At 73.8% G+C, this 22,583-nt stretch carries 35 protein-coding genes and 1 pseudogene; 8 read left to right on the forward strand and 28 right to left on the reverse strand.

The features are described from left to right. Position 1 precedes the first annotated feature (1 nt). The 27 genes from BKA21_RS16725 to BKA21_RS16855 all read right to left on the reverse strand — a co-directional run bounded on the left by BKA21_RS16725 (position 2) and on the right by BKA21_RS16855 (position 16,155). Positions 2-490: a hypothetical protein gene (locus BKA21_RS16725; RefSeq protein ID WP_140460098.1), complete on the reverse strand. Its 489-nt coding sequence runs from the start codon at positions 488-490 to the stop codon at positions 2-4. A 55-nt stretch (positions 491-545) separates the two neighbouring features. Next, the gene (locus BKA21_RS16730) at positions 546-971 is read right to left on the reverse strand and encodes a hypothetical protein (RefSeq protein ID WP_140460099.1); all 426 of its coding nucleotides are present in this window, start codon (positions 969-971) and stop codon (positions 546-548) included. Positions 972-982: 11 nt separating this feature from the next. Further along, complete coding sequence (locus BKA21_RS16735; RefSeq protein WP_140460100.1) at positions 983-1,387, reverse strand: hypothetical protein; 405 nt, start codon at positions 1,385-1,387, stop codon at positions 983-985. Continuing rightward, positions 1,387-1,716 (reverse strand): hypothetical protein, encoded by a 330-nt coding sequence (locus BKA21_RS16740; protein WP_140460101.1) that lies wholly within the window; start codon positions 1,714-1,716, stop codon positions 1,387-1,389. The genes BKA21_RS16735 and BKA21_RS16740 overlap by 1 nt, the downstream gene beginning before the upstream one ends. A 2-nt stretch (positions 1,717-1,718) precedes the next feature. Then, the gene (locus tag BKA21_RS16745; protein WP_140460102.1) at positions 1,719-2,075 is read right to left on the reverse strand and encodes a hypothetical protein; all 357 of its coding nucleotides are present in this window, start codon (positions 2,073-2,075) and stop codon (positions 1,719-1,721) included. A gap of 88 nt (positions 2,076-2,163) precedes the next feature. Then, the gene (locus tag BKA21_RS16750; RefSeq protein ID WP_140460103.1) at positions 2,164-3,555 is read right to left on the reverse strand and encodes a phage major capsid protein; all 1,392 of its coding nucleotides are present in this window, start codon (positions 3,553-3,555) and stop codon (positions 2,164-2,166) included. A gap of 128 nt (positions 3,556-3,683) precedes the next feature. Further along, on the reverse strand, positions 3,684-4,385 hold the full coding sequence (locus tag BKA21_RS16755) for an HK97 family phage prohead protease (RefSeq protein ID WP_140460104.1): 702 nt from the start codon (positions 4,383-4,385) through the stop codon (positions 3,684-3,686). After that, positions 4,385-5,563: a phage portal protein gene (locus BKA21_RS16760; protein WP_140460105.1), complete on the reverse strand. Its 1,179-nt coding sequence runs from the start codon at positions 5,561-5,563 to the stop codon at positions 4,385-4,387. Before BKA21_RS16760 ends, BKA21_RS16755 begins: the two co-directional genes overlap by 1 nt. Continuing rightward, positions 5,560-5,739, reverse strand: a complete 180-nt coding sequence (locus BKA21_RS16765; protein ID WP_140460106.1) for a hypothetical protein — start codon at positions 5,737-5,739, stop codon at positions 5,560-5,562. The genes BKA21_RS16760 and BKA21_RS16765 overlap by 4 nt, the downstream gene beginning before the upstream one ends. Positions 5,740-5,750: 11 nt before the next feature. Continuing rightward, the gene (locus tag BKA21_RS16770; protein WP_140460107.1) at positions 5,751-7,202 is read right to left on the reverse strand and encodes a terminase large subunit domain-containing protein; all 1,452 of its coding nucleotides are present in this window, start codon (positions 7,200-7,202) and stop codon (positions 5,751-5,753) included. Further along, on the reverse strand, positions 7,165-7,407 hold the full coding sequence (locus BKA21_RS16775) for a hypothetical protein (RefSeq protein WP_140460108.1): 243 nt from the start codon (positions 7,405-7,407) through the stop codon (positions 7,165-7,167). The genes BKA21_RS16770 and BKA21_RS16775 overlap by 38 nt, the downstream gene beginning before the upstream one ends. Positions 7,408-7,758: 351 nt before the next feature. Beyond that, positions 7,759-8,112 carry a hypothetical protein gene (locus BKA21_RS16780; protein ID WP_140460109.1) on the reverse strand — a complete coding sequence of 118 codons (354 nt, stop codon included), beginning with the start codon at positions 8,110-8,112 and terminating at the stop codon, positions 7,759-7,761. A gap of 728 nt (positions 8,113-8,840) precedes the next feature. Continuing rightward, positions 8,841-9,560 carry a DUF7341 domain-containing protein gene (locus BKA21_RS16785; RefSeq protein WP_140460111.1) on the reverse strand — a complete coding sequence of 240 codons (720 nt, stop codon included), beginning with the start codon at positions 9,558-9,560 and terminating at the stop codon, positions 8,841-8,843. Then, positions 9,557-10,624 (reverse strand): HNH endonuclease, encoded by a 1,068-nt coding sequence (locus BKA21_RS16790; RefSeq protein WP_140460112.1) that lies wholly within the window; start codon positions 10,622-10,624, stop codon positions 9,557-9,559. Before BKA21_RS16790 ends, BKA21_RS16785 begins: the two co-directional genes overlap by 4 nt. 88 nt (positions 10,625-10,712) lie before the next feature. Continuing rightward, positions 10,713-11,261, reverse strand: coding sequence for a hypothetical protein (locus BKA21_RS16795; protein ID WP_140460113.1), 549 nt, complete (start codon positions 11,259-11,261; stop codon positions 10,713-10,715). Next, on the reverse strand, positions 11,254-11,589 hold the full coding sequence (locus BKA21_RS16800) for a hypothetical protein (protein ID WP_179625395.1): 336 nt from the start codon (positions 11,587-11,589) through the stop codon (positions 11,254-11,256). Before BKA21_RS16800 ends, BKA21_RS16795 begins: the two co-directional genes overlap by 8 nt. A gap of 107 nt (positions 11,590-11,696) precedes the next feature. Continuing rightward, the gene (locus BKA21_RS16805; protein WP_140460115.1) at positions 11,697-12,200 is read right to left on the reverse strand and encodes a hypothetical protein; all 504 of its coding nucleotides are present in this window, start codon (positions 12,198-12,200) and stop codon (positions 11,697-11,699) included. Positions 12,201-12,205: 5 nt separating this feature from the next. Then, a complete protein-coding gene (locus BKA21_RS16810; protein ID WP_140460116.1) occupies positions 12,206-12,520 on the reverse strand; it encodes a hypothetical protein in 315 nt (104 codons plus the stop codon). Next, positions 12,517-12,996, reverse strand: a complete 480-nt coding sequence (locus BKA21_RS16815; protein ID WP_140460117.1) for a hypothetical protein — start codon at positions 12,994-12,996, stop codon at positions 12,517-12,519. The genes BKA21_RS16810 and BKA21_RS16815 overlap by 4 nt, the downstream gene beginning before the upstream one ends. A 406-nt stretch (positions 12,997-13,402) precedes the next feature. After that, entirely contained in the window at positions 13,403-13,747 is a 345-nt protein-coding gene (locus tag BKA21_RS16820; protein WP_140460118.1) for a hypothetical protein, read from the reverse strand. Further along, a complete protein-coding gene (locus tag BKA21_RS16825) occupies positions 13,744-14,112 on the reverse strand; it encodes a hypothetical protein (RefSeq protein ID WP_140460119.1) in 369 nt (122 codons plus the stop codon). Before BKA21_RS16825 ends, BKA21_RS16820 begins: the two co-directional genes overlap by 4 nt. Then, complete coding sequence (locus BKA21_RS16830) at positions 14,109-14,447, reverse strand: hypothetical protein (RefSeq protein WP_140460120.1); 339 nt, start codon at positions 14,445-14,447, stop codon at positions 14,109-14,111. Before BKA21_RS16830 ends, BKA21_RS16825 begins: the two co-directional genes overlap by 4 nt. Next, positions 14,444-14,620 (reverse strand): hypothetical protein, encoded by a 177-nt coding sequence (locus BKA21_RS16835; RefSeq protein ID WP_170209090.1) that lies wholly within the window; start codon positions 14,618-14,620, stop codon positions 14,444-14,446. The genes BKA21_RS16830 and BKA21_RS16835 overlap by 4 nt, the downstream gene beginning before the upstream one ends. Next, the gene (locus tag BKA21_RS16840; protein ID WP_140460121.1) at positions 14,617-14,913 is read right to left on the reverse strand and encodes a hypothetical protein; all 297 of its coding nucleotides are present in this window, start codon (positions 14,911-14,913) and stop codon (positions 14,617-14,619) included. The genes BKA21_RS16835 and BKA21_RS16840 overlap by 4 nt, the downstream gene beginning before the upstream one ends. Further along, on the reverse strand, positions 14,910-15,434 hold the full coding sequence (locus BKA21_RS16845) for a hypothetical protein (protein ID WP_140460122.1): 525 nt from the start codon (positions 15,432-15,434) through the stop codon (positions 14,910-14,912). Before BKA21_RS16845 ends, BKA21_RS16840 begins: the two co-directional genes overlap by 4 nt. A gap of 141 nt (positions 15,435-15,575) precedes the next feature. Further along, positions 15,576-15,812 carry a hypothetical protein gene (locus BKA21_RS16850; protein WP_170209091.1) on the reverse strand — a complete coding sequence of 79 codons (237 nt, stop codon included), beginning with the start codon at positions 15,810-15,812 and terminating at the stop codon, positions 15,576-15,578. Between the two features lie 73 nt (positions 15,813-15,885). Beyond that, positions 15,886-16,155 (reverse strand): helix-turn-helix domain-containing protein, encoded by a 270-nt coding sequence (locus BKA21_RS16855; RefSeq protein WP_140460124.1) that lies wholly within the window; start codon positions 16,153-16,155, stop codon positions 15,886-15,888. Between the two features lie 78 nt (positions 16,156-16,233). Here BKA21_RS16855 and BKA21_RS16860 point away from each other — a divergent pair, with 78 nt between their 5' ends. From BKA21_RS16860 to BKA21_RS16870, 3 genes are read left to right on the forward strand one after another with little or no spacing between them, the layout of a single operon-like run. Then, complete coding sequence (locus tag BKA21_RS16860; protein ID WP_140460125.1) at positions 16,234-16,608, forward strand: hypothetical protein; 375 nt, start codon at positions 16,234-16,236, stop codon at positions 16,606-16,608. After that, positions 16,608-17,012, forward strand: a complete 405-nt coding sequence (locus BKA21_RS16865) for an ImmA/IrrE family metallo-endopeptidase (RefSeq protein WP_140460126.1) — start codon at positions 16,608-16,610, stop codon at positions 17,010-17,012. Before BKA21_RS16860 ends, BKA21_RS16865 begins: the two co-directional genes overlap by 1 nt. Further along, the gene (locus BKA21_RS16870) at positions 17,009-18,454 is read left to right on the forward strand and encodes a recombinase family protein (RefSeq protein WP_179625396.1); all 1,446 of its coding nucleotides are present in this window, start codon (positions 17,009-17,011) and stop codon (positions 18,452-18,454) included. The genes BKA21_RS16865 and BKA21_RS16870 overlap by 4 nt, the downstream gene beginning before the upstream one ends. Here BKA21_RS16870 and BKA21_RS16875 read toward each other — a convergent pair. Then, positions 18,451-19,239, reverse strand: a complete 789-nt coding sequence (locus BKA21_RS16875) for a hypothetical protein (RefSeq protein ID WP_140460127.1) — start codon at positions 19,237-19,239, stop codon at positions 18,451-18,453. The two genes, BKA21_RS16870 and BKA21_RS16875, sit on opposite strands and share 4 nt — an antisense overlap. 91 nt (positions 19,240-19,330) lie before the next feature. Between BKA21_RS16875 and BKA21_RS16880 the strand changes: the two are divergent. From BKA21_RS16880 to BKA21_RS16900, 5 genes and pseudogenes are all read left to right on the forward strand, one after another. Beyond that, positions 19,331-20,110 (forward strand): annotated as a pseudogene (locus BKA21_RS16880) (TadA family conjugal transfer-associated ATPase); the annotation flags it as partial. A 3-nt stretch (positions 20,111-20,113) separates the two neighbouring features. Next, positions 20,114-20,974: a type II secretion system F family protein gene (locus BKA21_RS16885; RefSeq protein WP_140460128.1), complete on the forward strand. Its 861-nt coding sequence runs from the start codon at positions 20,114-20,116 to the stop codon at positions 20,972-20,974. Continuing rightward, positions 20,971-21,900, forward strand: a complete 930-nt coding sequence (locus tag BKA21_RS16890; RefSeq protein ID WP_140460129.1) for a type II secretion system F family protein — start codon at positions 20,971-20,973, stop codon at positions 21,898-21,900. The genes BKA21_RS16885 and BKA21_RS16890 overlap by 4 nt, the downstream gene beginning before the upstream one ends. Before the next feature lie 63 nt (positions 21,901-21,963). Further along, positions 21,964-22,173 carry a hypothetical protein gene (locus BKA21_RS16895; protein WP_239072899.1) on the forward strand — a complete coding sequence of 70 codons (210 nt, stop codon included), beginning with the start codon at positions 21,964-21,966 and terminating at the stop codon, positions 22,171-22,173. A gap of 59 nt (positions 22,174-22,232) precedes the next feature. Beyond that, positions 22,233-22,583 carry a TadE/TadG family type IV pilus assembly protein gene (locus BKA21_RS16900; RefSeq protein WP_308463970.1) on the forward strand — a complete coding sequence of 117 codons (351 nt, stop codon included), beginning with the start codon at positions 22,233-22,235 and terminating at the stop codon, positions 22,581-22,583.

Raw genomic sequence — 22,583 nt, forward strand, 5'->3', positions numbered from 1 at the left:
GTCAGCTCCCGTCGATCGCGCGCTCGATGCGCTGGTTCACGGCATGCACCCACGTCCCGATGACGCGGGGCAGGGCCCGGGCGAGGGCGGGGTAGACGACGTACCCGTTGGACTGCCGGGGCGGGAGCTGGAGCCCCGCGCGTCGCGTCACGGTGTGCGGCGTGCCGTTCTTGCTGCGCCGGTTGTACCGGGTGTAGTTCGAGCGGCGGTTCGACCCGAACTCGTAGGGCGCGTCGAGGTCGACCGGAAGCCCGCCGCCGCGCATCGTCCGCGTCGACGCCCCCGCGACCAGGTACATGGGCAGCCCGGCCTTGACCCGGGTCCCCGTCCGGAACACCCGCTGCTGCGGGCGCAGGGCGCGCGCGGGGACGCTCGTGCGCGCCAGCGACGCCGCCATCTCCTCGCGCCAGATCGGCCCGACCTGGGATCGCTGCTCGCGTCGGATCGCGTTGCGCAGATCCTTCGGGAGGGCGCGGAACGCCCGCCTCACCGCGTCCAGATGGGCGCGGGAGGCGGGCGTGACACGGACCGGCACAGGTCGCCGATCAGCCCGCGGGGACGAGCGCCGGCTTGGTCGACCCGAGCGTGACCGACGTGGTCGCGAACGCGTTGACCGTGCCACCGATCGCGCCAGGCACGATCGTCGCCGTCGAGGTGAACGACGGGCCCGAGCCCGTGCGCGGCTTGAACGTCACCCCGACGGTCTCGCCCTCGTGCTCGAACAGGAACCGCGACAGGGAGTCGGTCGTCTCCCAGTCCTGGACGTAGTTGAGCACGAGCGTCCACGTGGCCGTGGCGGCGTCGGTGAACGTCTCTCCCGCCAGCGACGTCCACGTCGCCTGCGACGACGCGGGGGTGTAGGTGCACTGGTCGATGTGCTTCTTGAAGTTCAGGTCGTCATCGCCGGCGTCGATGATGAGGTCGACGTTCTTCAGGACGAGCGGGTTCACGGTGGGCGTGATGCTGGCCATGGAGGCTCCTGTCAGGTCGTGGTGATCGGGCGCACCCGGGTGGTGCTGACGCGCACCGCCAGGAACGTCCCGGCGGCGAGCTGCAGGTCGAACGGCGCGCTCGTCGCCCCGAGGACCCAGTCGTGCTCGGGGGCCGCGAGCGCGTCGATCGCCTGCTCGAGGAGGGCTTCGAGCTCCTCGACCTGCACGGTGCTGGTCGCTCGTCCGGCGATGAGCACGACGTCGAACGCGACGTCGCCGATCCCCGTGGGGCGCCCCTCGGTCGTGATCCACGGGTCGTCGGGCTGCAGCAGCAGTGCGGGCGGCGTGAACCGCTCGGGCAGCACGTCGTGCACCTCGAGCGGGCGGCCGCCGGTCGTGACCTTCTCGGTGAGCGCGGCCTTGAGGTCGGCGCGGAACGCGCTGATGGCGCCCATCAGGCGAAGCCGCCAGGCAGGAACCGGTCGAGCACGGGGTACGCCGCGGCCATGGGGTCGCGCGGGGCGGGCGTCGGCGCACCGTCGAGGGTGTTGTAGGTCGCGTCGCCGTTCGGGGCGAGGCGCCGCTGCCACAGCTTCGACGCCACTTCGAGCACCTGCTCGTCACGGACCGTGGCCGGCACGAGGTGGGCGTACCCGGCGCCGATGTACCGGTCGACGAGCGCGGCGGCCTCGTCGTACTTGCGGCCGGCGAGCGCCTCGTCGGCCTCCGAGTCGTGCGCGCCGACGTACTCGATCAGCGCGGCGATCTGCTCGGGCGTGGGCACGATCAGGCCTGCGGGTCGTCGCCCGCCGGGGCCGCGCGTCGGGTGCGCCCGCGACCCTTGGGAGCCGCCTCGTCGTCGCCCGGCGCGCCGGCGGGCGTGCGGTCACCCTCCGTCCTGTCGCCCTCGGTCCTGTCGCCCTCGGTCTCGTCGCCGTCCGCAGAGTCGCCGCCCGGGTCGGGAGCGGACACCTCGGCGCCGCGCAGGCGCAGCTGCTCCTCGACGGCGGCGACGCGGTCGGGCAGCCCGCGGACGACGTACCCGTCGCGCTCGACGCGCAGGGCCTCGATGAACTGGGCGGTCTGGTTCTTGAGCGCGGCGGCGCGCGCCTGCGCGGCCTGCTCCCGGTCGGTCGTGGCCACGGGCCACCTCCTCGGTCATGGTGTGCGGTGTCGTGCGGGGGGCAGCGCAGGGCCCGCGGGGCGGCGGGCCCTGCGCTGGTGGGTGACGTCAGAAGACGGGCGTCACCAGGCCGGTGCCGGCGACCTTCTGCGCGTGGACGCGGCGGGTGAACAGGTACGCGAAGTACCCGTAGACCACGAGGTCGACGCCCAGCGACTTCGCCTTGGGCTGCTCGGCGCGGATCAGCATCGGGGCCGCGGGGTCCTCCCAGAGGTGGAACTCGCTCTGGCCGCCGAAGTAGATCTCGTCCTCGTTCGTCCCGGCGCCGAAGGCGGTGCCGATGTTGTTGTCGACGATGACCGGCGTGCCCGAGGGCAGGACCCCGCGGAAGCCGGCGCCGTACCGCTCGGCGTAGTTGACGCCGCCGAGCTGCGCGGCGACGCCGGGCTGCCCGAACAGCGGCCACGTCGACGTCAGCTGCGACTGCAGCCAGTACCAGCGCCGCGAGTGCATGACCGCGATCGTGTCGCCGACGCCCTGGTCGAGCAGCAGGGCCTCGACGGCCGCCGGGCCGGCGAGCAGCTTCGGGTAGAGCTCGGTGGCCGTGGGCGTGCCGTCGGTGTAGGCGATCGCCGCGGCGACGGCGGACAGGCCCGTCGTCACCTGGTTGAGCAGCTTGCTGTCGAGGTTGGTCGCGTAGCCGCGCACGAGGTCGTCGATGGTGGTGTCCTCGATGCCCTCGCCGCGCTCGATCGCCTGGCGGGAGATCGTCTGGGAGCCGGCCGCGGTCTGCACCGGCACCGGGATGAGGCTGTCGTCGATGTCGGTCTCGGAGACGTTCGCGTTCTCCGACGCCTGGTTGTCGACGGACGTCGACGTCGTGACCTTGCCGATCGACAGCGTCATGCCCTTGGCCGGCAGCGCGTGCGGGCGGCACGCGTCGGCGAACGGGCGGGACGCCTTCGCCGCGGGGGCGAACTCGTCGACGAGGTACTGCGGGACCGTGAGCCCGGAGAACGCCGACGTCCCGACGGCACGGGAGACGAGCTTGTCGCCGCGCTCGACCCGCTCCTCCTTCATGTGGCGGGCCAGGCGCTCGGACGACGCGGGGTCGTTGAACTGGAACTGCCGGGCCACGTCGAGGGCGAACTGCAGCCCCTTGGGGTCCTCGTGGGCGTTGTAGGTCCGCTTCTCGGACGTGACGGTCACCGGCGCGCGCGCGGCGACCTCACGGGCCTCGGGGACGTCCGTCACCTCGGCCTGCCGCGCGGCGACCTTCTCGTCGGCGTCGAGCTCACGCTCGAGCTTCTCGACGTCCTCCTGCATGGACCGGGTCGCCTCGCCGAGCGCGGCCTTCCGCTCGCGCAGCGCGTCGACCACGGCTGCGTCCGGGGACTCACCGGCGCGGGCGGCGTCGAGCTCCTCGACGAGGTCGTTGTACTCGCGGATCTTGCTGTTCAGGTCGCGCTTGCGACGCGCGATCAGCTCGTTCAGGGTCATGGGGTCTTGCTCCTGTCCGCCCGAAGGTCGGGCGTCGACGTGACACGGGGACGTGCCGGTCGACGACGGGCGGGCGTGGCCGCAGCCACGCACTCGCGCCTCGTGCGAGCAGCGGAAGGACGCGACGCCTAGAACGTCGCGAGCCGCAGGTACTCCGACCTGTGGGGGATGGGGGCCGACGCGCGCGCCACGGCGGGCGTCGGGGCCGAGCGGAGGTCGCCCGTCGTGAACGGGTTCGCGCCGTAGCCGACGATCGCGACGTCGCCGCGGTGGATGTCGTACTCGTGGATCCGGTACTCGGTGTAGTCCGACGACCACGCGCCGCGCACGATCCGGAACATGAAGCTCATCTCGTCGACGAGGCGTGCCGCGAGCTTCGGCGCGATGTACGCGACGTCCGGGTCGGCCGGGTCGAGCGCGGGTGCGTCGACGTGCAGGCCGCCGTCGTCCTCGGCCAGCGTCAGCGTCCCGTTGGTCGTGCGCGCGATCCGCCGCAGCGACTGGTGCTGCAGCACCAGCGGCACGTCCAGGTCGGCGCGGGCGAGCGACGCCGAACCCGCACCGGCGGTCACGACCTCGGTGTACGGGCCCCACGCGTCGTACATCTCGTAGGGCTGCTCGTAGGTCGACGCGACGCCGACGAAGTGCAGGAGCGAACTGTCGGTCGCGGCTGCCCGCAGCTCGCACCGCGAGCGCACCGACACGATGGGCCGGGAGCCGTCGTGCGGAGCGCTGCGGCGCTGCCGGGGCCGGCCGCCGCGGTCGGCCTGCAGCTGCTCGCCGCGGGCCTTGGCCGCGTGCGCGATCCTCTGCTGCGTGGTCTCGTCCATCACTGCCCCCCGCCCTGGGTCGTCGGCTGGTTCGTCCGGGCCGGCCACAGCCGGTCGAACTGCTGGTACTGGTCCTCGGACAGCGGTGCCTGGTCCTCGAGGTCGCGCGCCTCGTCCGGGGTGAGGGTCCGCGAGTCGATGCGGAGCTTCACGACCTCGGCGCGGGTCTTGTCGTCCATCGCGAGCACCGCGGACCGGTTGAGCTTCACGAAGTAGCCGGCCGGGGCCAGGCGTGCGAAGGCCTCCTCGCGGCGCTTGACCGCGCCGCCGAGGTTCATCACGAGCAGCTGCAGGTTGCGCTGGGAGATGTTGGCGTAGGTGAGGGACCCGGTCGCTCCGGTCGCGACGTCGAGCATGTCGGCGGGCACGCCGAGGTACCGGCACAGCGCGACGTCGGACTGCTCCTGCTGCTCGATGAACGCGGCCTCCGAGGCCTTCGCCGCGATCGGGTTGTACGACCAGTCCTTGCCGGAGACGAACGTTCCGCCGTTGCGGACCTGCGTCTCGAACTGCGCGCGGATCTCCCCGGCCTGTCCAGGGCTCAGCGTCGTCTGGGAGTTCTTCAGGTGGGCCGCCGGTGCTGCGCCGTTCTCGAACCAGTCGACGGCGAACTGCAGCGCCCCCATGCCGGCCGAGAGCTGCAGGGCCGCGTGTGCGAGCGGTGACAGCCCCCAGGGGATGCCCGCGACGGTGTACTGCCGTTCGTGCCACAGGTGCTTGGCCGCGACGATCTCGCCGGCGATGCGGTACTCGGTGATCGTCGAGCCCTTGCCCCGGAACGAGACGTGTTCGGGGTGGACCGGCTCGATGCGCGCAGGCAGGTTGTGCCCGTCGCGCGAGTGCACGATGCCGACGGCGTTGCCGGTCCGGTCGAGCGCAGCCTGCGTGGCCCACACCCACTCGCCGATGCTCATCGGCTGGTCCTCGGCGATCTCCCACGGCGTCACGAGCGCGGCCGGCTTGGGCGCCTCGACCCGGACGCCGGCGAGCGTGCGGTACACGTCGACGGGCATGAGGGACAGCAGGTCCGCCCGCAGGCGCTGGGCGCCCCAGACGACCGAGTGCTTGAGCGCCGACTGCTCCCCGTACCGGGAGGAGCCCGCACGGGACCCGACGCCCCGTGCCGCGAGGTACGCGTCGAGGCTCGCCTCGCGGGCGCCGCGTCGCAGCAGGCTCATCGCCGGCCCCCTCTCCTCGCGCGGGGACTCCGGGACGGCTCGACGAGCCACGACACGCCCAGCAGCCCGAGGCCCGCCACGGCCAGCGCCAGCCACAGCCCGACGGCGGCCGCCGCGACCGCGAGCGCCGCCACGACGAGCAGCAGCCCGGCCAGGTCCAGGAGGTCTGTGAGCACCTCGTACCTCCTCATCCGATCGAGTCCATGACGTCGTAGTCCCCGCCGAGCTGGACGAGCGCGAGCGTGATCGCCCACAGCGGTTCGATGGGTGCTTCGCCGACCTGCCGCCACAGCCACCCGCCGCGCTGCAGCGGGCGCACGCCGGCGGCGCCGACGGCCGCGTTCAGCTCGGTCTGCCCGCCGATGTGGTGCAGGGTCTCGGCCTTGACCCCGTCGAAGACCCGGCCGCAGCCGGCCGCCAGGTCGCCGACGCGCACGACCTCGACCTCGATGCCCTCGCGCTCGAGGTCCGGGACGAGCCCGGCGGCGGGGGACATCGGGTCGATGAGGACGCCTGCGACGTCGTGCCGGTCGACCAGCTCGCGCACGCGCGGCGCCACCCAGGTTGTCGAGGAGCGGCGGTGCTCGATGAGCTCGACGTGGACGTCGCCGTCAGCGCGACGACCCGCGAGCCCGATGGACACCGTCGCCCGGTCAGGGCTCTGCGCGATGCCGAGGGCGATCGTGCCTGCGCGGCGCGACGTCGGGTCGGCACGTGCAGCCCAGTCCGCCGGGTCGATGCCGGAGGAGCCTGCGCCTACCGGGTCGTCCCACCAGCCCAGGCACTCGCGCATGAACTCCGAGGGCGGCAGCGACCCGCGCAGCATCCGCACCACGGGCAGGTCGGGGTCGCGGCGTGCGTGCACGGGGTTCGCGTGCCGCCACAGCTCGATGTCGTCGAGCACGCACCCGGCGGTGCCGGGCATGTGCGCGCACGTCTCGGACAGGCACGGGCGCCGCAGCGAGCACCACTCGAGGTACGCCAGCGACGGCGCGCCCGCGCGGCCGCGGTCGCGCACACCCCGCAGGATGTCGCTCGCGAGGAGCCCCGCAGAGGAGCCGTAGAGCACCTGCGGGTCAGGGACCGCCGACAGCGTCGGCAGGAGCGCACCCATGTGGGCGGGCTTGAGCGCGAACGCCTCGTCGAGCACGACGCGGTGACCCGTCAGACCGCGGCCACCGCCGGACGTCCGAGCCTTGAACTTCAGCCGGGCGCCCGACAGCAGCTCGATCGCCTCGTCGCCGTTGCCGCGGTGGATCTTGCGCACGCGGCGCCGCAGCATGTCCGAGCCCTCGATGAGGGCCTCCATGTCGCGGAAGGCCTCCTGCGCCGTGTCGAACTCGTGCGCCGACCAGACGATGAGCGGCAAGTCGAGCAGGAACAGCCACCCGAGAGCGGCCTGCTTGAAGAAGCCCGTCTTGAGGTTCTGCCGCGCGCACACGACCGCGACCTCGAACGCCGCCGAGCGACCACGGTCGTCGAGGGCGAACGTGTCGTCGAGCGCGAGCTGCTGCTCGGGGTACGGCGCGAAGCCCACGCTCCGGGCCAGGTCGCCCACCTCGGGGCCGAGCGTCTCCAGGCGCTCCGGTGCGGTGTGGAAGTCAGGCGGTACCGCGAGCGCGGCCGCGCTTGCCGTCACGGCGCTCCTTCAGGTCGTCGAGCTCGTCTCCCTCCGGCTCGACGTCGCGCAGCGCGTCGGCCAGGGTCTCCCTCGTCGCGCGTGCCAGGGACGCGAAGGACGAGCCGGTCTCCATGCGCCCGCGGTCGACGCGGGCCGCGAGCGCGAGAGCGAGCACGCCGCGCGCGGACGTCTCGCGGCCGGCCGCCACGAGCTCGGCGCGCACGGCGTCGACAACGCTGTGCAGCGGCGTGGGCGGGTCCGGGGCATCAGCCGGCGCATCCGGTACCGGCTCCAGTGGCCGTGCGGACCGGCCAGCCTCGGAGGCGCGCGCGCGGCACGACGACGAGCAGTACCTCGCGCGGAGCGACTTCCCAGCGAGTGATCCGCCGCAGTTCGCGCACCGGCGCCCGTGTGGAGTCCCCACGCACCTCACCGCCTTTGCAATCTCTTTGCATTGAAAGCGCAGGTCAGAGCGTCCGAGCGCTCGGCTCCTACGTGCGGGGAGAGAAGATGCGGGTCCGGGCGCAGTGGTCAACGACCCGTTCTTAAAGAACGGGTCAAGTGCACGGGCCGCTCACCACGGCTCCGAGGTCGGCGGCGCGGGTGCGGCTGGCAGCTCGACGTGCTCCCAGCCGGGGAACTGCTGCACGTGGTCGGCGCGGTCGAACCGCGCGAACCAGGTGCGCACGCCCGCGACCGTGCGAGCCGCGTCGGCGCGACGCCGCCGGTTGATCCGGTGCGCGTGGTCGCTGCCGAGCACGACGTACACGTGCGTCGCGCGGACCAGCCGCGCCGTGCGACGCCTGGCCGCGGACGTCGCGCCGGTCCGGATCACGACCGCGCGTGCCGACCGGTCTCGCCCGAGCGCGGCGAGCGCGGCGACGAACTCCCGGTCGGAGCGCCACCGGGCGTCGTCCCGGTCGTACACAGTCAGCCCGGACGCGCGAGCGGCGGTCGTCTTGCCAGCGCCCGGGGGCCCACACAGCACGACGACCGCGCGACGCGGGGGAGTCACCATCGCTCGGAGAGGGGGAGAGGGTGGCGCCGTCGACGTCGGTTCGCGGTCCGAGCGCCGGCCCCGCGGTTGCAGCGTCGGTGCTCGGGCCCCTGGTACTCGTCGGGCCGGCCGCCGTCGACGTGCCCGAGGTCCCATGCGGCGGCCGGTGCGATCGGGTGGCCGCACCGCGCGCACGTGACCTCGCCGCGCTCGACGGCTGGTGCCCATGCCGCGCGCACGGCGCGGTGCTCGGGGCCGTACCGATCGGACATCGCGGCCCCTCTCTTCGTTCGTCCCCACCCGTGCAGGTCTCGTCGGCCGCTCGTCGCACGTGCCGGCGCCGTCGCCACGCCACCCGGTGCCCGTCAGCGGGGCGCGGTCGTGCTGTGGTCCAGGTGCTCGGCGAGCTGCTGTGTGTGCCGGGTGCGCTGCGCCGGGTGGGGAGTTCGTGAGGAGGTCAGCGACGGCGGGCCGCTCGCCGTTCGATGACGCGCGCCGCCCCACGGCGCGCCCCGCTGACCTCGTGCACCCGGGCGGCTCATGCCGGCGTCCGGGGCGGCCTGCGTCCCGTGGGCTCGTGCACCCCGGGAAGCACGAAGGCCCAGCCGGAATCCGACTGGGCCTTGATCGTGGGCACGATGAACCCACCGAGCGGCACACTACGCGGATGCGCGCTCCTCGTGCAAGGACTCGACGGGCGGGTCGGGGATCGGGTCGGCGAACGCGAGGCGGTAGACCGCTTCGAGCTCGGCCACTGTCGAGGCGTCCCACGCGGCACCGCAGCCGAGGCAGACCATCGTGAGTGGCTGGTCGACCACGCGCAGGTCACCGCGCTTGCGGCACGCGGGGCACGGCACGTGCGGCCTGAGCGGGGGCCGATCCCAGGTCGTCACGATCCTCGCGTGCGACCACCAACGGCGGACGGCCGCGTCGATGTCGAGCAGCTGCTCGCGGTCGACGTCGTCGAGGTACCGCCGGATCACCGCCAACGCGTCACCGAGCCGGCGCGGGCGAACGACGACCTGCAGACCCGGGGTGACGTCGGCGGCCATGCGGCCCAGCACCCGGGCGGCGATGAGCTTCGCCTCGAGCGAGATCGCCCGCAGCGTGTCCACCCCAGCGAGCGACCCCGGCGGCCGGGCCTTCGTGCCCGACGAGCCCTGCCCCGCGGTCGACCCGGCCACCCCCTGAGCCAGCTGCACCAGCAGACCCGGCAGCCGGACCCGTGCCTCCTGCCGCACGAGAGGCCCACCCGGCTCGCCCGGCACCCACCGCACCGTCGTGGAGACCTGCGGCTCGGTCAGGTCGTCGAGGCGCTCGCGCACACGTGCCCGCACCACGGCGGACGTCGAGGTCGGGGCGGGAACGGTCATCGTCATCGGGGCTCTCCAAGGATCTCGGCGTGCTGGTCGTCGCAGGTAGGGCACGGGTCAGGCAGGGCGTGGACGGGGCAGATCTCTACGGGCGGGCTGGAGGGGCGCTTCTTCCCACGGCGGCCACGTCGAGCACGCCTCGGGCTGGGCGGCGGCTGCGCCGCGCCCTGCCCGTCCCCACCTGACCGTGACCCGACCCGTCCCGTACCCGACCCAGACAGAGGCACTCCCCGGGTAGCGGGCGGCTGAGTCGGAGTCGACTCGGACTCGACATCCGGCACCGGGTCAGCGGCAGCAGCGCGCGAGGCGGCCGGAGCGGGGTCGGCGGCCTGGCTCGGCGCGGGTCGCACACGCGAGGGTGCGGGGTCCGCGCCGGCGGCCGGCGCCGGTCGCTCGTCGTCCAGCTCGCGCAGCACGTTCTGCCGCGTCGGGTAGCCGTTGTTGGTCAAGTACTCCGCCGCCCACCGCCCGTACCGGGGGTGGGCCGGCGGCTGGCGCAGGGGGTGGTCGTCGTCCCACTGGGGGTTGTTGCTGCGCGAGGTGTTGCAGCGCCAGCACGCCACGACCATCGTCGCGACGGTGCCCGCCTGCCCCGGCACGCGGTGATCGAGGGTGAAGGTCGCGTGGTGCCGCGGGCCGCGCCACTGCGTCAGCACGCCGCAGTAGCGGCACTGATCGCCGTCGCGGCGCACCACGTGCACCTTGATCGCCGGGTCCTTCACGTCGTTCGCCTGCTGCGCAGCCCACTCCTTCTCGGCGCGCGAGCGGATGTGCCAGAGGTTCTCGTCCTCGACGAGCTTGAACACGCGCAGGCCGTCGACCTCGTGCTCGGTGAGCAGGCCCACCCGGACAGCGACCTCGACCAGCTCGCGCCAGCGGACGCCGCCCATCATCCGGGCCGTGCCGACCTCGACGTAGTAGTCGGTGTCGTGCTGGGCCGACTGCGTCGACAGCGCCCACAGGAAGCCCCGGCACTCGTTCAGCAGGCGCTCGTCCGCCTCCGGCAGCGCGTCGATCTTCATCAGCTTCGGGTGCGTCGCCGCGCCGTCGCTGCTCTTCTGCCAGGACACGAGTGCCGGGCCTCCTCGGGTGACTCAGTCGGAGCACCGGCACTCGCCGGTGCCGGGGTTGATCGGTCCGTCGCACGACGGGCACTTCTCAGACACGTGGTCCACCTCCCTCCCGTGCTCGGCGGGCGATCAGGCGCTGGTGCGCGGTCTCGGCGATGCGGCCGCGCTCGATCGCGGACCGCGTGCTGGCCTTGGCCGTGGCCAGGTCGGGGTCCAGGTCGGGGACGAGCGCCGCGGCGCGGCGGGCGCGCAGCGCGTCGGCGGTCAGGTCGGCGCGCGGGGCCGGGACGGAGCAGCCCGCGAGCGCGGCGGGCGAGCACGGGTCGCACCGCCACCCGCACAGGTACAGGCGCACGGGCCGCTCGCCGTGCCCGCACCGGGCGCACGCGCGCGGGCGGGGCCGCTCGGGCGGGGCGTCGGCGGCGAGCAGCTGCGACGCGGCGTGCCAGGTCTCCTCCGACGCCGACGCGAGCCCGGCGTGCCGGCGCACCGCCCGCCGCCCGCCGCCGCCGACCACGAGACCGGCGGCGGGGACGCCGAGCTCGCGGGCCGCGACCGCGAGCGCCTTGGCCTTGAGCGTGCGGTCGTGCTCGGCGCGCTGGGTGTGGGCCCAGTCGATCGGGTCGCGGTCAGCCACCGAGACGCACCGGGGTCCAGGTGTAGCCGGCGCCGCCCGGGGCCGTGCCCAGGCGGAACGTAGCGCCGCAGATAGAGCAGCGGGCGACCGTGCCCATCGGCACGCGGAACATGTCCGGCAGGTCGTGGGGGTGCCGCACCGGGTCCGCTGGCGGCATCCACACCACACGCGGGTCCGCGAGGTCGAGGCCGTACTGCGACTGGGGCACCGCAGGCGGCGGCGTCACGGCCGGGCGGCGCGCGGCCGCCGGCGGCACGGTGGGGCGCACCCGGGCGGGCGAGCAGCCGTGGTAGCCGCCCTCGGCGGGTGCGAACCACTTGCCGCCCACCCGGTCGCGGCGGTGGCGCGGGCAGCAGCACCGACCGCAACGCCCACACGGGACCGCGCGGTGGTCGAGGTCGCCCCCGACGAGCGCGACGAACCAGCGCGGGGGCGTCACGACTCGCCCTTCCGCTCACGCAGGAGAGGCACCTCGACGATCTCGATGCCGGCGGCGAGGACGTCCGCGCGGACGAAGTGCCGGTGCCGCTCGTGCCACTTCTCAGCGCCGAGCTGCACACCGCTCGTGCCGGCCTGGCGGGTCCAGGACGCGGCCGCGAGCGCCTCGACCTGCCCCTCGGTGAGGGCGCCGGCGGCGGGCACCGCGGGCTTCGCGTGGTCCAGGTACGCGCGCCGGAACCGATTACGGGCCGCGCGCGCGCTGGCCCGGGAGAGGACTGCGAGCGCGGCAGCCGTGTCGGCAGCGTGCACGACGAGCCGCGACCGCGAGGTGCGGGTCTCGATGCTCACGTAGAGCTCGCCGGGGTCTTGCGGGATGGTCGTGGCGTAGACGAAGGCCTCGTCGCCAGGCACGCGCACGATCGCGCGCGTCTCCTCGACGTCCTCGTCGCGGGGCGGCGGCGCGGCGAACGTGACCGGGGTGGGCAGGTGGTGGGTCATGCGGGTCACAAGTCCTCTCGGTGGGCGGTCTCGAACTCGGCGTAGGTGAGGCGGCCGTTCTGGGCGAACCAGTCGCGCAGCTCGGGCGAGGCGTAGGCGGCCACGCGCACGGCGGGGCCGTAGAAGAGCGATCGCGGGTCGATCCCGGCGGCGCGCCCGCGCGCGTTGAGGAGTCCGGCGGACCGGCAGTCGGCTTCGGCGGCGGCGAGCCGGGCCTCGAGGTAGTCCTCGAACGCGCTGCGGATCACCGCCCGCCGCGCGAGGGCGTCGCGGATCGCATCTGCGACGAGGTCGCGGGCGCGGGTCGCGGGCGCGCTCATCCGGCTGCGGCGCGTGCGCGGGCCGCGCGCGGGGCGGCGGCAGCCTCGTCGGCGGTGGCGACGTCGCGCAGTCGCTGGACGAGCGCGTCGATGACGACGACGAGCGCAGCGCCGCCGGAGCCGGGTACGGCGCGGCCCGGCATGAGGCGGGGCGGGCCAGCGTGCGTGACGGCCAGCGCGTGCCGGCCCGCGACCGCGTCGAGGTCGGCAGCCGCCTGCGTCAGCAGCTCGCTCGGGGCCGCCTGCGGGTCGTCGACCGGCCAGACCGCACGGAAGCGGTGGACCGGGACCGCGGCGGCCGACTCGTGACCCTCGCCCGGCGTGCTGAGGAGCACGGCGGCAGGCGCCGCGCGGTGCTGGTCGCGGTGCGCGGAGACGTACAGCTCGATCTCGGCGGGGAACGCGCCGGGCATGGTCCACGGGCAGTGGCGGCACTCCGCGAGGACGGTGCCGTCGTCGAGCCGGCGAACGGGCACGCGGGGCCGGCGCACGACGACTAGGTCCGCACCCGCCCCGGCAGGCGCAGACGCTCCCGGTGGAGTGGGAGTGGGCGGCCGGTGGTCGCTGGTCATGTGAGGGGTCCTCCGGTTCGGGCGTGCGACCTGGCCGGGCAGGTCGCGAAGTGGGTCAGTGCGAGGTGCTCGTGCGGTGCGATCGGGTCGGCGGCCGTGACGGGCCGGCACTCGCGGCGCCCTGCGGACAGGGCGTGTGAGGCCGGCACGGGGCTGGCGGGGTCGAAGGCTCCGGGGTTGAGGGGGATGCGGCGCCGGCCGCGCTCGTCGCGGCGGACCGGGACGTTCCGGTTCACCGGCACGAGGACGATCGGGGCGCCGCAGGCCGTGCACGTGCGCGCGCCCCCGATGGGGCCGCCCGGGGCCGCTGTCACGGCGCGCGCCCGGGGTCGGGCAGGCGGCGGTAGACCTGCACGTGCGCGCGATGCGCAGACGGGCCGGTCGACGGCACCCGGTACGGGGCGGTCACCCCGCCCTGGGCGAGGTGCACCGGCTCGATCAGCCCGGCACGGCAGGCACGTCGGAACAGGCCCGGGCGGTGCCTGAGCGGCACGCTGGCCGCGTCCAGGCCGGAGCGGATGTCGTTGACCGAGAACCGCGCCCCGGCGGGGATCGCCGAGACGATCGCGACGAACGCGGCCGCGGGCGCCGCGGACACGTCGTGCAGCGGCTGGTCCGGCCAGGCGACGGCCGGCGGCGCGACGGCGGCGCTCACGACGCTGCCGCCTCGTCCACCGCGACCGACGAGGGCGATGCGCCCTGCCGGCCGTTGCGCAGCTGGCGGTGCTCGACGTGCCCGGCGGCCGCCGCAGCGGCCTGGGTGCGGGCGAACTCGATCGCACCAGAGCGCGACGCGAGCGACTGCCGAGCCTGCGCGTGGGCGTCGACACGCCACCCGCCGAGCAGGAACCGCCCGGCCGTGCCGTCGCCGGTCACGAGCACGCCGACGTAGAGCGGCTTGAGCATCTCGCCGCCGGTACGGATCAGCGCGAGCTGCGCGTCCAGCGCCTCAGCGGGCGTCGCCGCGGCGGCCTGCGCGAGCAGCGCCTCGGTCGCCGTCACGGCGCGCGGGCCGCTCACCGGGCACCGTCCGACCACACGGCCGTCACACGAACGGTCGAGCCCGCCGCGTGCCGGCCGGTGTGCCCGATGAGGCGCGCGCAGATGTACCCGTGCCCGTGCTTCGCGGTGCACTGCTCGCGGCCCCACCGCCGGTACTCGGTCGGCATGGTGTCGGCGATGACGTCAGCCTTCGGGTGCGTCATCAGCGACCACGCGATGCGGCGGCGGCGGTGCGCGTCGGCCAGGACGCGCGCACGGCGCCGCTGCTCGGACCAGTCGACGTCGTCCCAAGCGCCCAGGTACTCGCGCATGAACTCCGACCGCGGCAGCGGGTCGTCGGCCTGCCCCCTCACCGGTCGGCCCCGTCAGGTGAGGTGGCGCCGTGCCAGATGCCGGTGAAGGTGACGACGACCAGGCCGAGGGTCGCGACGAGGACGGGCCCGGTCCGCGCGAGGTCCGGGCGGACCGCCGCGACGACCGCGAGGACGGCGGCGACAGGCAGCGCCGCCGCCAGGAGCCGGCTCATCGACGACCCCGGCGCCGCGCGGCGACCGCCAGCCCTGCGAGCGCGAGGGCAGCCAGGGCCACGCCGAGCACGGTCGGGCCGCGCTCGATGAGCACGGACCGCGGCATCGACGAAGCGAGGCCCACGACCACGGACACGACGAGCACGGCGCTCAGGACGCCCACGAGGATGGCACCGACGACGCCGAGGCTGCGGGCGGACCGGTACGCGGCGGCGCGCTCGTCCGCCCACTGCTCCGAGGTCAGCGGGCGCGGGTCCTCGTTCGGCGCGTGGTCGCGCGGGTGCGGGATCACGACGCCACCGGCCCGTCGGTGGCGTCGGCGGCCGCGCGGTGGATCGCGAAGACGTTGCGGGCCAGGCGGGCGCCCATCTCGCGGCTGATGCGGCCGTAGACCTCGTCGAGGACCTCGTGCGCGGCGGCCGCCGTGTAGGCGGCGTCGACGTCACGGCTGTTGAGGTGGAACACGGTCATCTGCTCGAGGACGCGCTGCGCGTCGGGGATCGCGCGCACCCAGTGCGGGCTTGAGCCGTTCGCGGCGAGCTCGTGCCGCGACGTGCCCCACGCAGCAGCGGCCAACTCGCGCACGGCATTGCTGTGCGGGGACAGCCGCGGGCCGGTGAGCGCGGCTGCCTTGGCGGTACTCACGACGGTCAGCGGGAAACGGAGGGGCTCCGAACCGACGGTGCGCTCGGCGGCACCGAGCAGGTCGGCGTCGGCCGCGTGGCGGCGGCGCGCTGTCGCGCGCGTCGAGCGGAACTTCGCGAGCGGGTCGGTCGCCGCGGGCAGGCGGGTGATGCGAGTGGTGCGGGACATGGTGGGGTCCTTCCGGGTCATCGGGCCGGTCGATGCAGGAGGCGCCGGGACGAGCGGGGAGTCGGGGGCCCGGCGCAACCTCGGGGGGAGCGAAGGTGCGCCGGGCCGGTCAGTGGGGCAGCGCGCGGGACGCCCGGGCGTTCATGCGGCTCCGCTCGTTGTCGCGGCGGAGAGTTGTGGGAGGCCGCGGGACGCGCGGACCTGGTCGAGGGCCGCGGCGTAGGGCAGGCCACCGGGACGGGCTGCCGCGCGGCGGGCGACCTCGGTCGCGGGCATCTCCGCGCGCTGCCGCCGGAGCTCCGCGAGGACGGCACCGGCCGCGGCGACGCACTCGGCGCGCGTCCGGTGCGGCGTCACCGGTGTCGGGATGGGGGGCATCGGCACGGTTCCTTCCGATCGATCGTGGTAGGCGAGAGCGGCCGCTCCTGCGCGGGCTCGCCTGGTTGCCGGGTCAGGCGGACGCGCGGTCGCTGTTCGCGATGAGGGCCTCAGCCCGCGCGGTGAGCGCCGACGCGCTCGTTCCGAGCAGCTGGGCGACGTCGGACAGCAGCGACGGGCTGAACGGCACGTGACCGTTGAGGCGGGCCGAGAGCGTCGCCCGACGGATGTCGAGCGCCTCGGCGATGTGCGAGACGCTGACGTCTCGATGGCGGGCGATCTCCGCTCGCACCTCGCCCGCCACGGTGCGGTCCAGGAGGGTGGACCCATTTCGGTTCGGCATGGGCCAAACGGTGGACCCAAATGGGTTCGGTGTCAAGTTGCTTGTGGCGGGTGGACCGAAATGGGTACAGTCGTGCGCATGGCCCGGACTGGCAAGCCCCTACGCCCCCTCGACCGCGCCGTCGTAGAGGTTCTCGTCGACAAGCTCGACAGCACGGGCCTTAGCCGACGCAAGCTCGCCGAGATCACGGGCATGTCGACCAATCGGATCGGGATCATCCTGCGAGCTGAGGAGCCGCCGCCGACCATCGGCGAGCTGAGCGCCCTCGCGGGCGCTGCTGGCGTCGAAGCATCCGAGGTGTTGGCCGCCGCCGAGCGTGGGCTGGAACGGGACCGGCCACGCATCTACCGCCTGCCCGCGGCGGTCGCCGATGCGGCGTATGAGGAGCTGCCCGACGCCGCGGACGACGCGCCGGACTGGCAGCGTGAGGACGAGGAGCGCGAACAGTACTGATGGACGAACTGCTGGAGCTCGCTGACCGAGCAGGTATCCGCGTCGACTGGCGCGATCTCGGTCTGCGGCGGGGGGAGTACCGGCATGGACCGCGGCTCATCACGATCAACTCGCGGATGTCTGGCGTGCTGCAGCGCTCGACGCTCGCGCACGAGTTGGGGCACGTGCACTACGGCGACCGGCTGAACTACGACGCTCGGATCGCAGGCGCCCGTGAGCGCCGTGCGAACGCCTACGCGGCGCGGCTGTTGATCGACCCCGGCCGGTACGCGGAGGCTGAGCGAGTGATGGGGCCTGACGCGGGGACGTTGGCTCGTGAACTCGAGGTCGCGCAGTACGTGGTCGAGGCGTGGCGTACTCAGCACCGCCTCGCCTTCGTCCCGACGCCACGGGGCTCGCGGTGACGCGCCGGCTCGCAGCGGTCCCAGACGCACCGCCGCGCGCGGTGCTCTACCTGCGGCAGTCGAGCTACCGCGAGGAGTCGATCTCGCTTGAACTGCAGGAGACGGCGGGACGTGACTACTGCGCCCGGCAGGGGTACCAGGTGGTCGCCGTTCTCGCGGACCCGGGGATCTCCGGCCGGACGTGGCGGCGGCCTGCGGTGCAGCGCGCGATGGCGATGCTCGAGGAGCACGAGGCGGACGTCGTCGTCCTCTGGCGTTGGTCGCGGCTGTCTCGCTCACGCAAGGACTGGGCCCTGGCGGCCGACCGCGCCGACGTTGCCGGCGGGCGAATCGAGTCTGCGACAGAGCCGAACGATGTCACTGCTGCGGGCCGGTTCGCCCGCGGAGTGATGACCGAACTCGCGGCGTTCGAGTCCGAGCGCATCGGCGAGCAATGGAAGGAGGTCCAGGCCTCACGGGTCGCCCGTGGCATGCCGCCAGGCGGCAAACTGCCGTGGGGCTGGCGCTGGTCTGCGGCAGGGCCCGCGGAGGTGGACGGCGACAAGGGCGAAGTCATCGCCGAGCTCTACACCCGGTATCTCGCTGGGGCCGGTGGTCGCTCGCTAGCAGCGTGGCTCAACGAGATTGGCCAGAAGCCGATGCATCGCGAAACTTGGAACGATCGCGTCGTCATCCAGATCCTCACATCCCCAGTGCACGCCGGCCTCGTCAGCTATCGGGGCCAGACCTACCCCGGCGCACACGACGGCGTCGTCGACGAGGCGACCTACCAGGCATTCCTTCGGGAGCGGGCCAGGCGGGCGGCCGGACGGGACGGCAAGCGCCGCTACCTCCTGTCCGGCATCGCCCACTGCGCGGCCTGTGGCTCACCGATGACGGGCTTCACCATCACCCATCACCCCCGCTCGCGCGCACCCTGGTCTGCCTACCGGTGCACGAGCCTCGGCAAGGGCCCTCACTCTGGCAAGGGTCCGTGGTCGCTGACCCTGCACGTCGTCGAGGCGGCGGTAGTCGAGTGGTTGCGGTCGATCGCTCACGACGTGGAGGGCGCGGCGCGCGCCGTCGCTGAAGCGGCCGACGCGGGGGCGACCCGCAGACTCGAAGCACAACGCCTTGCGCGCGAGGTGGCGTCGCTAGATGCACAGCTCACTCGGTTGACAGAGCAACTTGCCGCGGACGTTGTCCCAATCTCGGCATACGCTGCTGCGCGCGACAGCATTCTCAGGAAGCGGGCCGCACTTGCGGAGCGTCTTGACGAGGCGGAGCAGATCGCCGCGGTGACTGGTGCTGAGGAGCCGTCGCAAGCCGCGAGCAGCCTCCTCGCGGAGTGGGGGACCCTGGGCGTTGACGAGGCCCGGTCCGTTCTGCGACAACTGATCGCACGTGTTGACGTCGACTGCGCAGCGAAGTCCGCTCGCGTGGTCCCCCTCTGGTCGAACTAAGCGCCGACCGTGGGCGCGTCGGCTGGGCCTGCGTGGCTGGCCGGGTCGGACGCCGGCTCTTCGGCGGCCTGCGCGGTCGACCACACCTCTTCGTACCTCTCGCGCACTACATCGCTGAATTGATCGCTCAGTGTCGTAATGGCGATCGGTGCGCGCGAGAACGTATTCAGTGAGCCGCCGAGCATGAGCACGCGCCCCGATTCTGGGATGAGAAAACGATCGTGGAGGGAGCTGGCCTGGCGAACCTCGATATTCCGTTGTGGCTTGTACATCTCTGCCGCGTTCCGGAGATCCGCCAATACTTCGGCGCTCAGTCGGGGCCCGACTAGCACTCTCTCGATTGCCCTCACTCGATCGAGGTCGATCATCTGCTCCAGACGTAGGTACGGATCGACGAGGAGTGAAGGGCTGTCCGTGCGAAGAAACGCTATCGCCCGAGCGTAAGCGAAGCGGTCGCCCTCATCGAGCACGACTTCGATTACCTCTTGATCCTGCTCCTTGATATCGAGTGCCCGTATCAATGCTTGCCCGGTCTTTGTGAGGGAGACGCCGGCGCTGTCGACGCGGATCCAGTCCATGCGTAGAAAGTAGGCGATCGGCATCTCGGTGGAGCCCACTGGGTCAAACTTGGCCAGTCCCGCGGCATACGCCGCTAGGGTGGATAGTTTTGGCCTGGCCGACTCGTAAAACTCCGTGACGGCTAGCGGGCTTGGGTGTGCCCCGCCCCGGTTCACGGCTGCGATGTAGGCGAGAGTGCGATGTGCTTCGAGTGGCAGAAGTTCCATCCGGTGAGCGTAGACCTCGTGTGTAGGCCCGCTCTGGGGGCTTCGACGGAGCGAGGGATCTCCAGCGGCTACCAAACGTTCACGATCCGTGATGGACGTGACGAGGCGCTTCTGGTCCGTCAACATCCGCAAGTACGTGGTGCGGGCCACCGGCCTGGACGACATGGTCGGGCTCGGCTCGCTGACCCCGCAGGCGGCCGCGTTCCTCCAGGCCGCGGTGCGCGTCGGCCTGAACGTGCTCGTCTCGGGCGCCACCCAGGCCGGCAAGACGACCATGCTCAACGCGCTGTGCGGGGCGATCCCGCCGCGCGAGCGGGTCATCAGCTGCGAGGAGGTCTTCGAGCTGCGCCTGTCCGCGCGGGACTGGGTGGCGCTGCAGACCCGGCAGGCCAACCTCGAGGGGCACGGCGAGATCCCGCTGCGCCGCCTCGTCAAGGAGGCGCTGCGCATGCGCCCCAGCCGCCTGCTCGTCGGGGAGGTCCGGGAGGCCGAGGCCCTCGACCTGCTCATCGCCCTGAACGCCGGCGTCCCCGCGATGTGCACCCTGCACGCGAACTCCGCGCGGGAGGCCCTGGTCAAGCTGTGCACGCTGCCCCTGCTGGCGGGGGAGAACATCTCCGACCGGTTCGTGGTGCCGACCGTCGCCTCGGCGGTCGACCTCGTCGTGCACCTCGACCTCGACGCGCGCGGCCGGCGCCGGACCCGCGAGATCGTGGCGGTGCCCGGGCGCGTCGAGCAGGGCGTCGTCGAGACGGCCGACCTGTTCACCACGCGCGACGGTGTGCTCGTGCGGGCCGACGGGTTCCCGCCGCACGCCGAGCGCTTCGCCCGGGCAGGCCTCGACCTGCGCACCCTCCTGCGGCAGGGCTGAGGCGTGGGCGTCGTCGTCGGGCTGCTCCTCGGAGCCGGGCTCGCGTGCGTGTGGTGGTCGTGCTGGCCGATGGCGGACGACGCCCGCACCAGCCGCACCGGCTGGCGCGCGACCGTGCGCGACACGCTCACGCAGGCCGAGGTCACCGGGGTCAGCCCCGAGGGCCTCGTGCTGGCGAGCGGGGCCGTCGCCCTCGCGGTGGCCGGTGCCGCGGTGGTGATCGTCCCTGCACCCGCCGTCGCGCTGTGCTTCGGGGTGTTCGCCGGCATCGGGCCCTGGGCGCTCGTGCAGGGGCGGGCCCGCCGGCGGCTGGCCCGGACCCGGCAGCTGTGGCCCGACGTCGTCGACCACCTCGCCTCCGGCGTGCGGGCCGGGCTGTCGCTGCCCGAGGCCGTCGCGCAGGTCGGCGAGCGCGGGCCGGCCGAGCTGCGGGCCCCCTTCCAGGCGTTCGGCGAGGACTACCGGGCCAGCGGGCGCTTCACCGAGAGCCTCGACACGCTCAAGGAGCGCCTGGCCGACCCCGTGGCCGACCGCATCGTCGAGGCCCTGCGCATGACGCGCGACGTCGGCGGCACCGATCTCGGCCGCCTGCTACGGACCTTGTCGACCTTCCTGCGCGAGGACATCCGCACCCGCGGCGAGCTGGAGGCGCGGCAGAGCTGGACCGTCTACGCCGCCCGCCTCGCCGTCGCCGCGCCGTGGATCGTGCTCGCGATGCTGTCGTCGCGCCCGGAGGCCCTGGAGGCGTACGACTCCACGGCCGGCACCGTCGTGCTCCTCGTCGGCCTGGGCTGCACCGTCGTCGCCTACCGCGCCATGCTGCGGATCGCCCGCCTGCCCGACGACCCCCGGGTGCTGCGATGAGCCCCGCGGCCACCGGTGCCGCCATCGGCCTGGTCGGCGGGCTCGGCCTGCTGCTCGTCGTCGTGCGGCTGCGCGCCCGGCGCATCACCCTGGACCAGCGCCTCGCGCCCTACCTGCGCACCCGCGGCACGTCGTCGCTGCTGCGCGCTCCCGACGCGCGCGGCCCCCTCGTCACCCTCGAGCGTCTCGTCGCACCGTTCCTCGGCGACCTCGTGCGCGTCGTCGCGCGCATCGGCTCGCCGACGGCCGACCTGCGGCACCGGCTCGAGCGCGCGGGACGGCAGGAGACCGTCGAGCAGTTCCGCGCCCAGCAGGTGGTCTGGGGCGTGCTGGGCCTCGTCGCCGGGCTCGTGCTGTCCCTCGTGCTGGCCGCGACGCGCGGTGGCGTGACCGTCGCCCTCGTCGGGCTGGTCGCCGTGGTCACCTTCGTGGCCGTGCTCGTGCCCGACTGGCTGCTGGGCCGCCAGGTCCAGCGCCGCGAGGAGCGGATGCTCGCCGAGATGGCGACCGTCACCGAGCTGCTGGCGCTCGCCGTCAGCGCCGGCGAGGGGGCGGTCGGGGCGCTGGAGCGTGTGGTGCGCCAGACCCGCGGGGAGCTGGCGGGCGAGCTGGCGCGCACGCTCGCCGACGCCCGCTCCGGCACCCCGGTGGTGCAGGCCCTCGAGCGGCTCGCGGACCGTACGGGCCTGCCGTCGCTCGCCCGGTTCGCCGAGGGCGTCGCGGTCGCCGTCGAGCGCGGCACGCCGCTGGCCGACGTGCTGCGGGCGCAGGCGCAGGACGTGCGGGAGGAGGGCCGTCGCGCCCTCATGCAGACCGGTGGGCGCAAGGAGGTGCTCATGATGGTCCCGGTGGTGTTCCTCATCCTGCCGGTGACCGTCCTGTTCGCCGTCTTCCCCAGCGTGGTGGTGCTGCGGGTCGGACTGTGACCCGCTGGCAGAAGCAGCCGGCGGCACCTGCGGGTGCCGTCCGGCCGACGACGGAGGTGGACCATGACCGCACGGATGCAGGCCTGGGCCGTGCAGGCGCAGCTGCGGCTGCGCACGCTGGGGGAGGACGACCGCGGCGACGTGCCCGGATGGGTCCTCGTGACCCTGATGACCGCGGGGCTGGTGTCGGTGCTGTGGTTCGTGGCGGGCAACGCCCTGCAGCAGCTCTTCCAGGACGCCGTGATGTCGGTGTCCCCGCGCTCCGGGCTCTGACCGCCCGGGCGACGTCCGGCGGGGCGCCGGCGGGTGCGCGCGGTGACGCGGGCTCGGCGATCGTCGACTTCGTGCTCGTCGGCGGGCTGCTCGTGGTGATGTTCGTGGCGGTGGTGCAGCTCGCGCTCGTGCAGCACGTGCGCAACACCTGCATCGACGCCGCGGCGGAGGGCGCCCGGTACGCCGCGCAGGTGGGACGTGACCCGTCCGACGGTGCCGCGCGGACCGTCGAGCTGCTGCGCCAGTCGCTGGCACCGTCGTACGCGCAGGACGTCACCGCCCGGCAGGTCGACGCCGGTGGTCTCGCGCTGGTCGAGGTCACGGTCCGCGCGCCGGTGCCGCTGGTGGGGCTGCTCGGACCGGGCGGCGTGCTCGAGCTGCAGGGTCACGCACCCGTGGAGGGCCCGTGA

Source organism: Cellulomonas oligotrophica (assembly GCF_013409875.1).
Taxonomy (GTDB): Bacteria; Actinomycetota; Actinomycetes; order Actinomycetales; family Cellulomonadaceae; genus Cellulomonas; species Cellulomonas oligotrophica.

What these genes read in the sequence shown, in the direction of transcription:
- BKA21_RS16730 (WP_140460099.1), bottom strand. Translation starts at nt 971, where the DNA reads ATGGCCAGCATCACGCCCACCGTGAACCCGCTCGTCCTGAAGAACGTC.
- BKA21_RS16735 (WP_140460100.1), bottom strand. Translation starts at nt 1,387, where the DNA reads ATGGGCGCCATCAGCGCGTTCCGCGCCGACCTCAAGGCCGCGCTCACC.
- BKA21_RS16750 (WP_140460103.1), bottom strand. Translation starts at nt 3,555, where the DNA reads ATGACCCTGAACGAGCTGATCGCGCGTCGCAAGCGCGACCTGAACAGC.
- BKA21_RS16755 (WP_140460104.1), bottom strand. Translation starts at nt 4,385, where the DNA reads ATGGACGAGACCACGCAGCAGAGGATCGCGCACGCGGCCAAGGCCCGC.
- BKA21_RS16760 (WP_140460105.1), bottom strand. Translation starts at nt 5,563, where the DNA reads ATGAGCCTGCTGCGACGCGGCGCCCGCGAGGCGAGCCTCGACGCGTAC.
- BKA21_RS16785 (WP_140460111.1), bottom strand. Translation starts at nt 9,560, where the DNA reads ATGACGATGACCGTTCCCGCCCCGACCTCGACGTCCGCCGTGGTGCGG.
- BKA21_RS16805 (WP_140460115.1), bottom strand. Translation starts at nt 12,200, where the DNA reads ATGACCCACCACCTGCCCACCCCGGTCACGTTCGCCGCGCCGCCGCCC.
- BKA21_RS16810 (WP_140460116.1), bottom strand. Translation starts at nt 12,520, where the DNA reads ATGAGCGCGCCCGCGACCCGCGCCCGCGACCTCGTCGCAGATGCGATC.
- BKA21_RS16835 (WP_170209090.1), bottom strand. Translation starts at nt 14,620, where the DNA reads ATGAGCCGGCTCCTGGCGGCGGCGCTGCCTGTCGCCGCCGTCCTCGCG.
- BKA21_RS16845 (WP_140460122.1), bottom strand. Translation starts at nt 15,434, where the DNA reads ATGTCCCGCACCACTCGCATCACCCGCCTGCCCGCGGCGACCGACCCG.
- BKA21_RS16850 (WP_170209091.1), bottom strand. Translation starts at nt 15,812, where the DNA reads ATGCCCCCCATCCCGACACCGGTGACGCCGCACCGGACGCGCGCCGAG.
- BKA21_RS16855 (WP_140460124.1), bottom strand. Translation starts at nt 16,155, where the DNA reads ATGCCGAACCGAAATGGGTCCACCCTCCTGGACCGCACCGTGGCGGGC.
- BKA21_RS16860 (WP_140460125.1), top strand. Translation starts at nt 16,234, where the DNA reads ATGGCCCGGACTGGCAAGCCCCTACGCCCCCTCGACCGCGCCGTCGTA.
- BKA21_RS16865 (WP_140460126.1), top strand. Translation starts at nt 16,608, where the DNA reads ATGGACGAACTGCTGGAGCTCGCTGACCGAGCAGGTATCCGCGTCGAC.
- BKA21_RS16875 (WP_140460127.1), bottom strand. Translation starts at nt 19,239, where the DNA reads ATGGAACTTCTGCCACTCGAAGCACATCGCACTCTCGCCTACATCGCA.
- BKA21_RS16890 (WP_140460129.1), top strand. Translation starts at nt 20,971, where the DNA reads ATGAGCCCCGCGGCCACCGGTGCCGCCATCGGCCTGGTCGGCGGGCTC.
- BKA21_RS16895 (WP_239072899.1), top strand. Translation starts at nt 21,964, where the DNA reads ATGACCGCACGGATGCAGGCCTGGGCCGTGCAGGCGCAGCTGCGGCTG.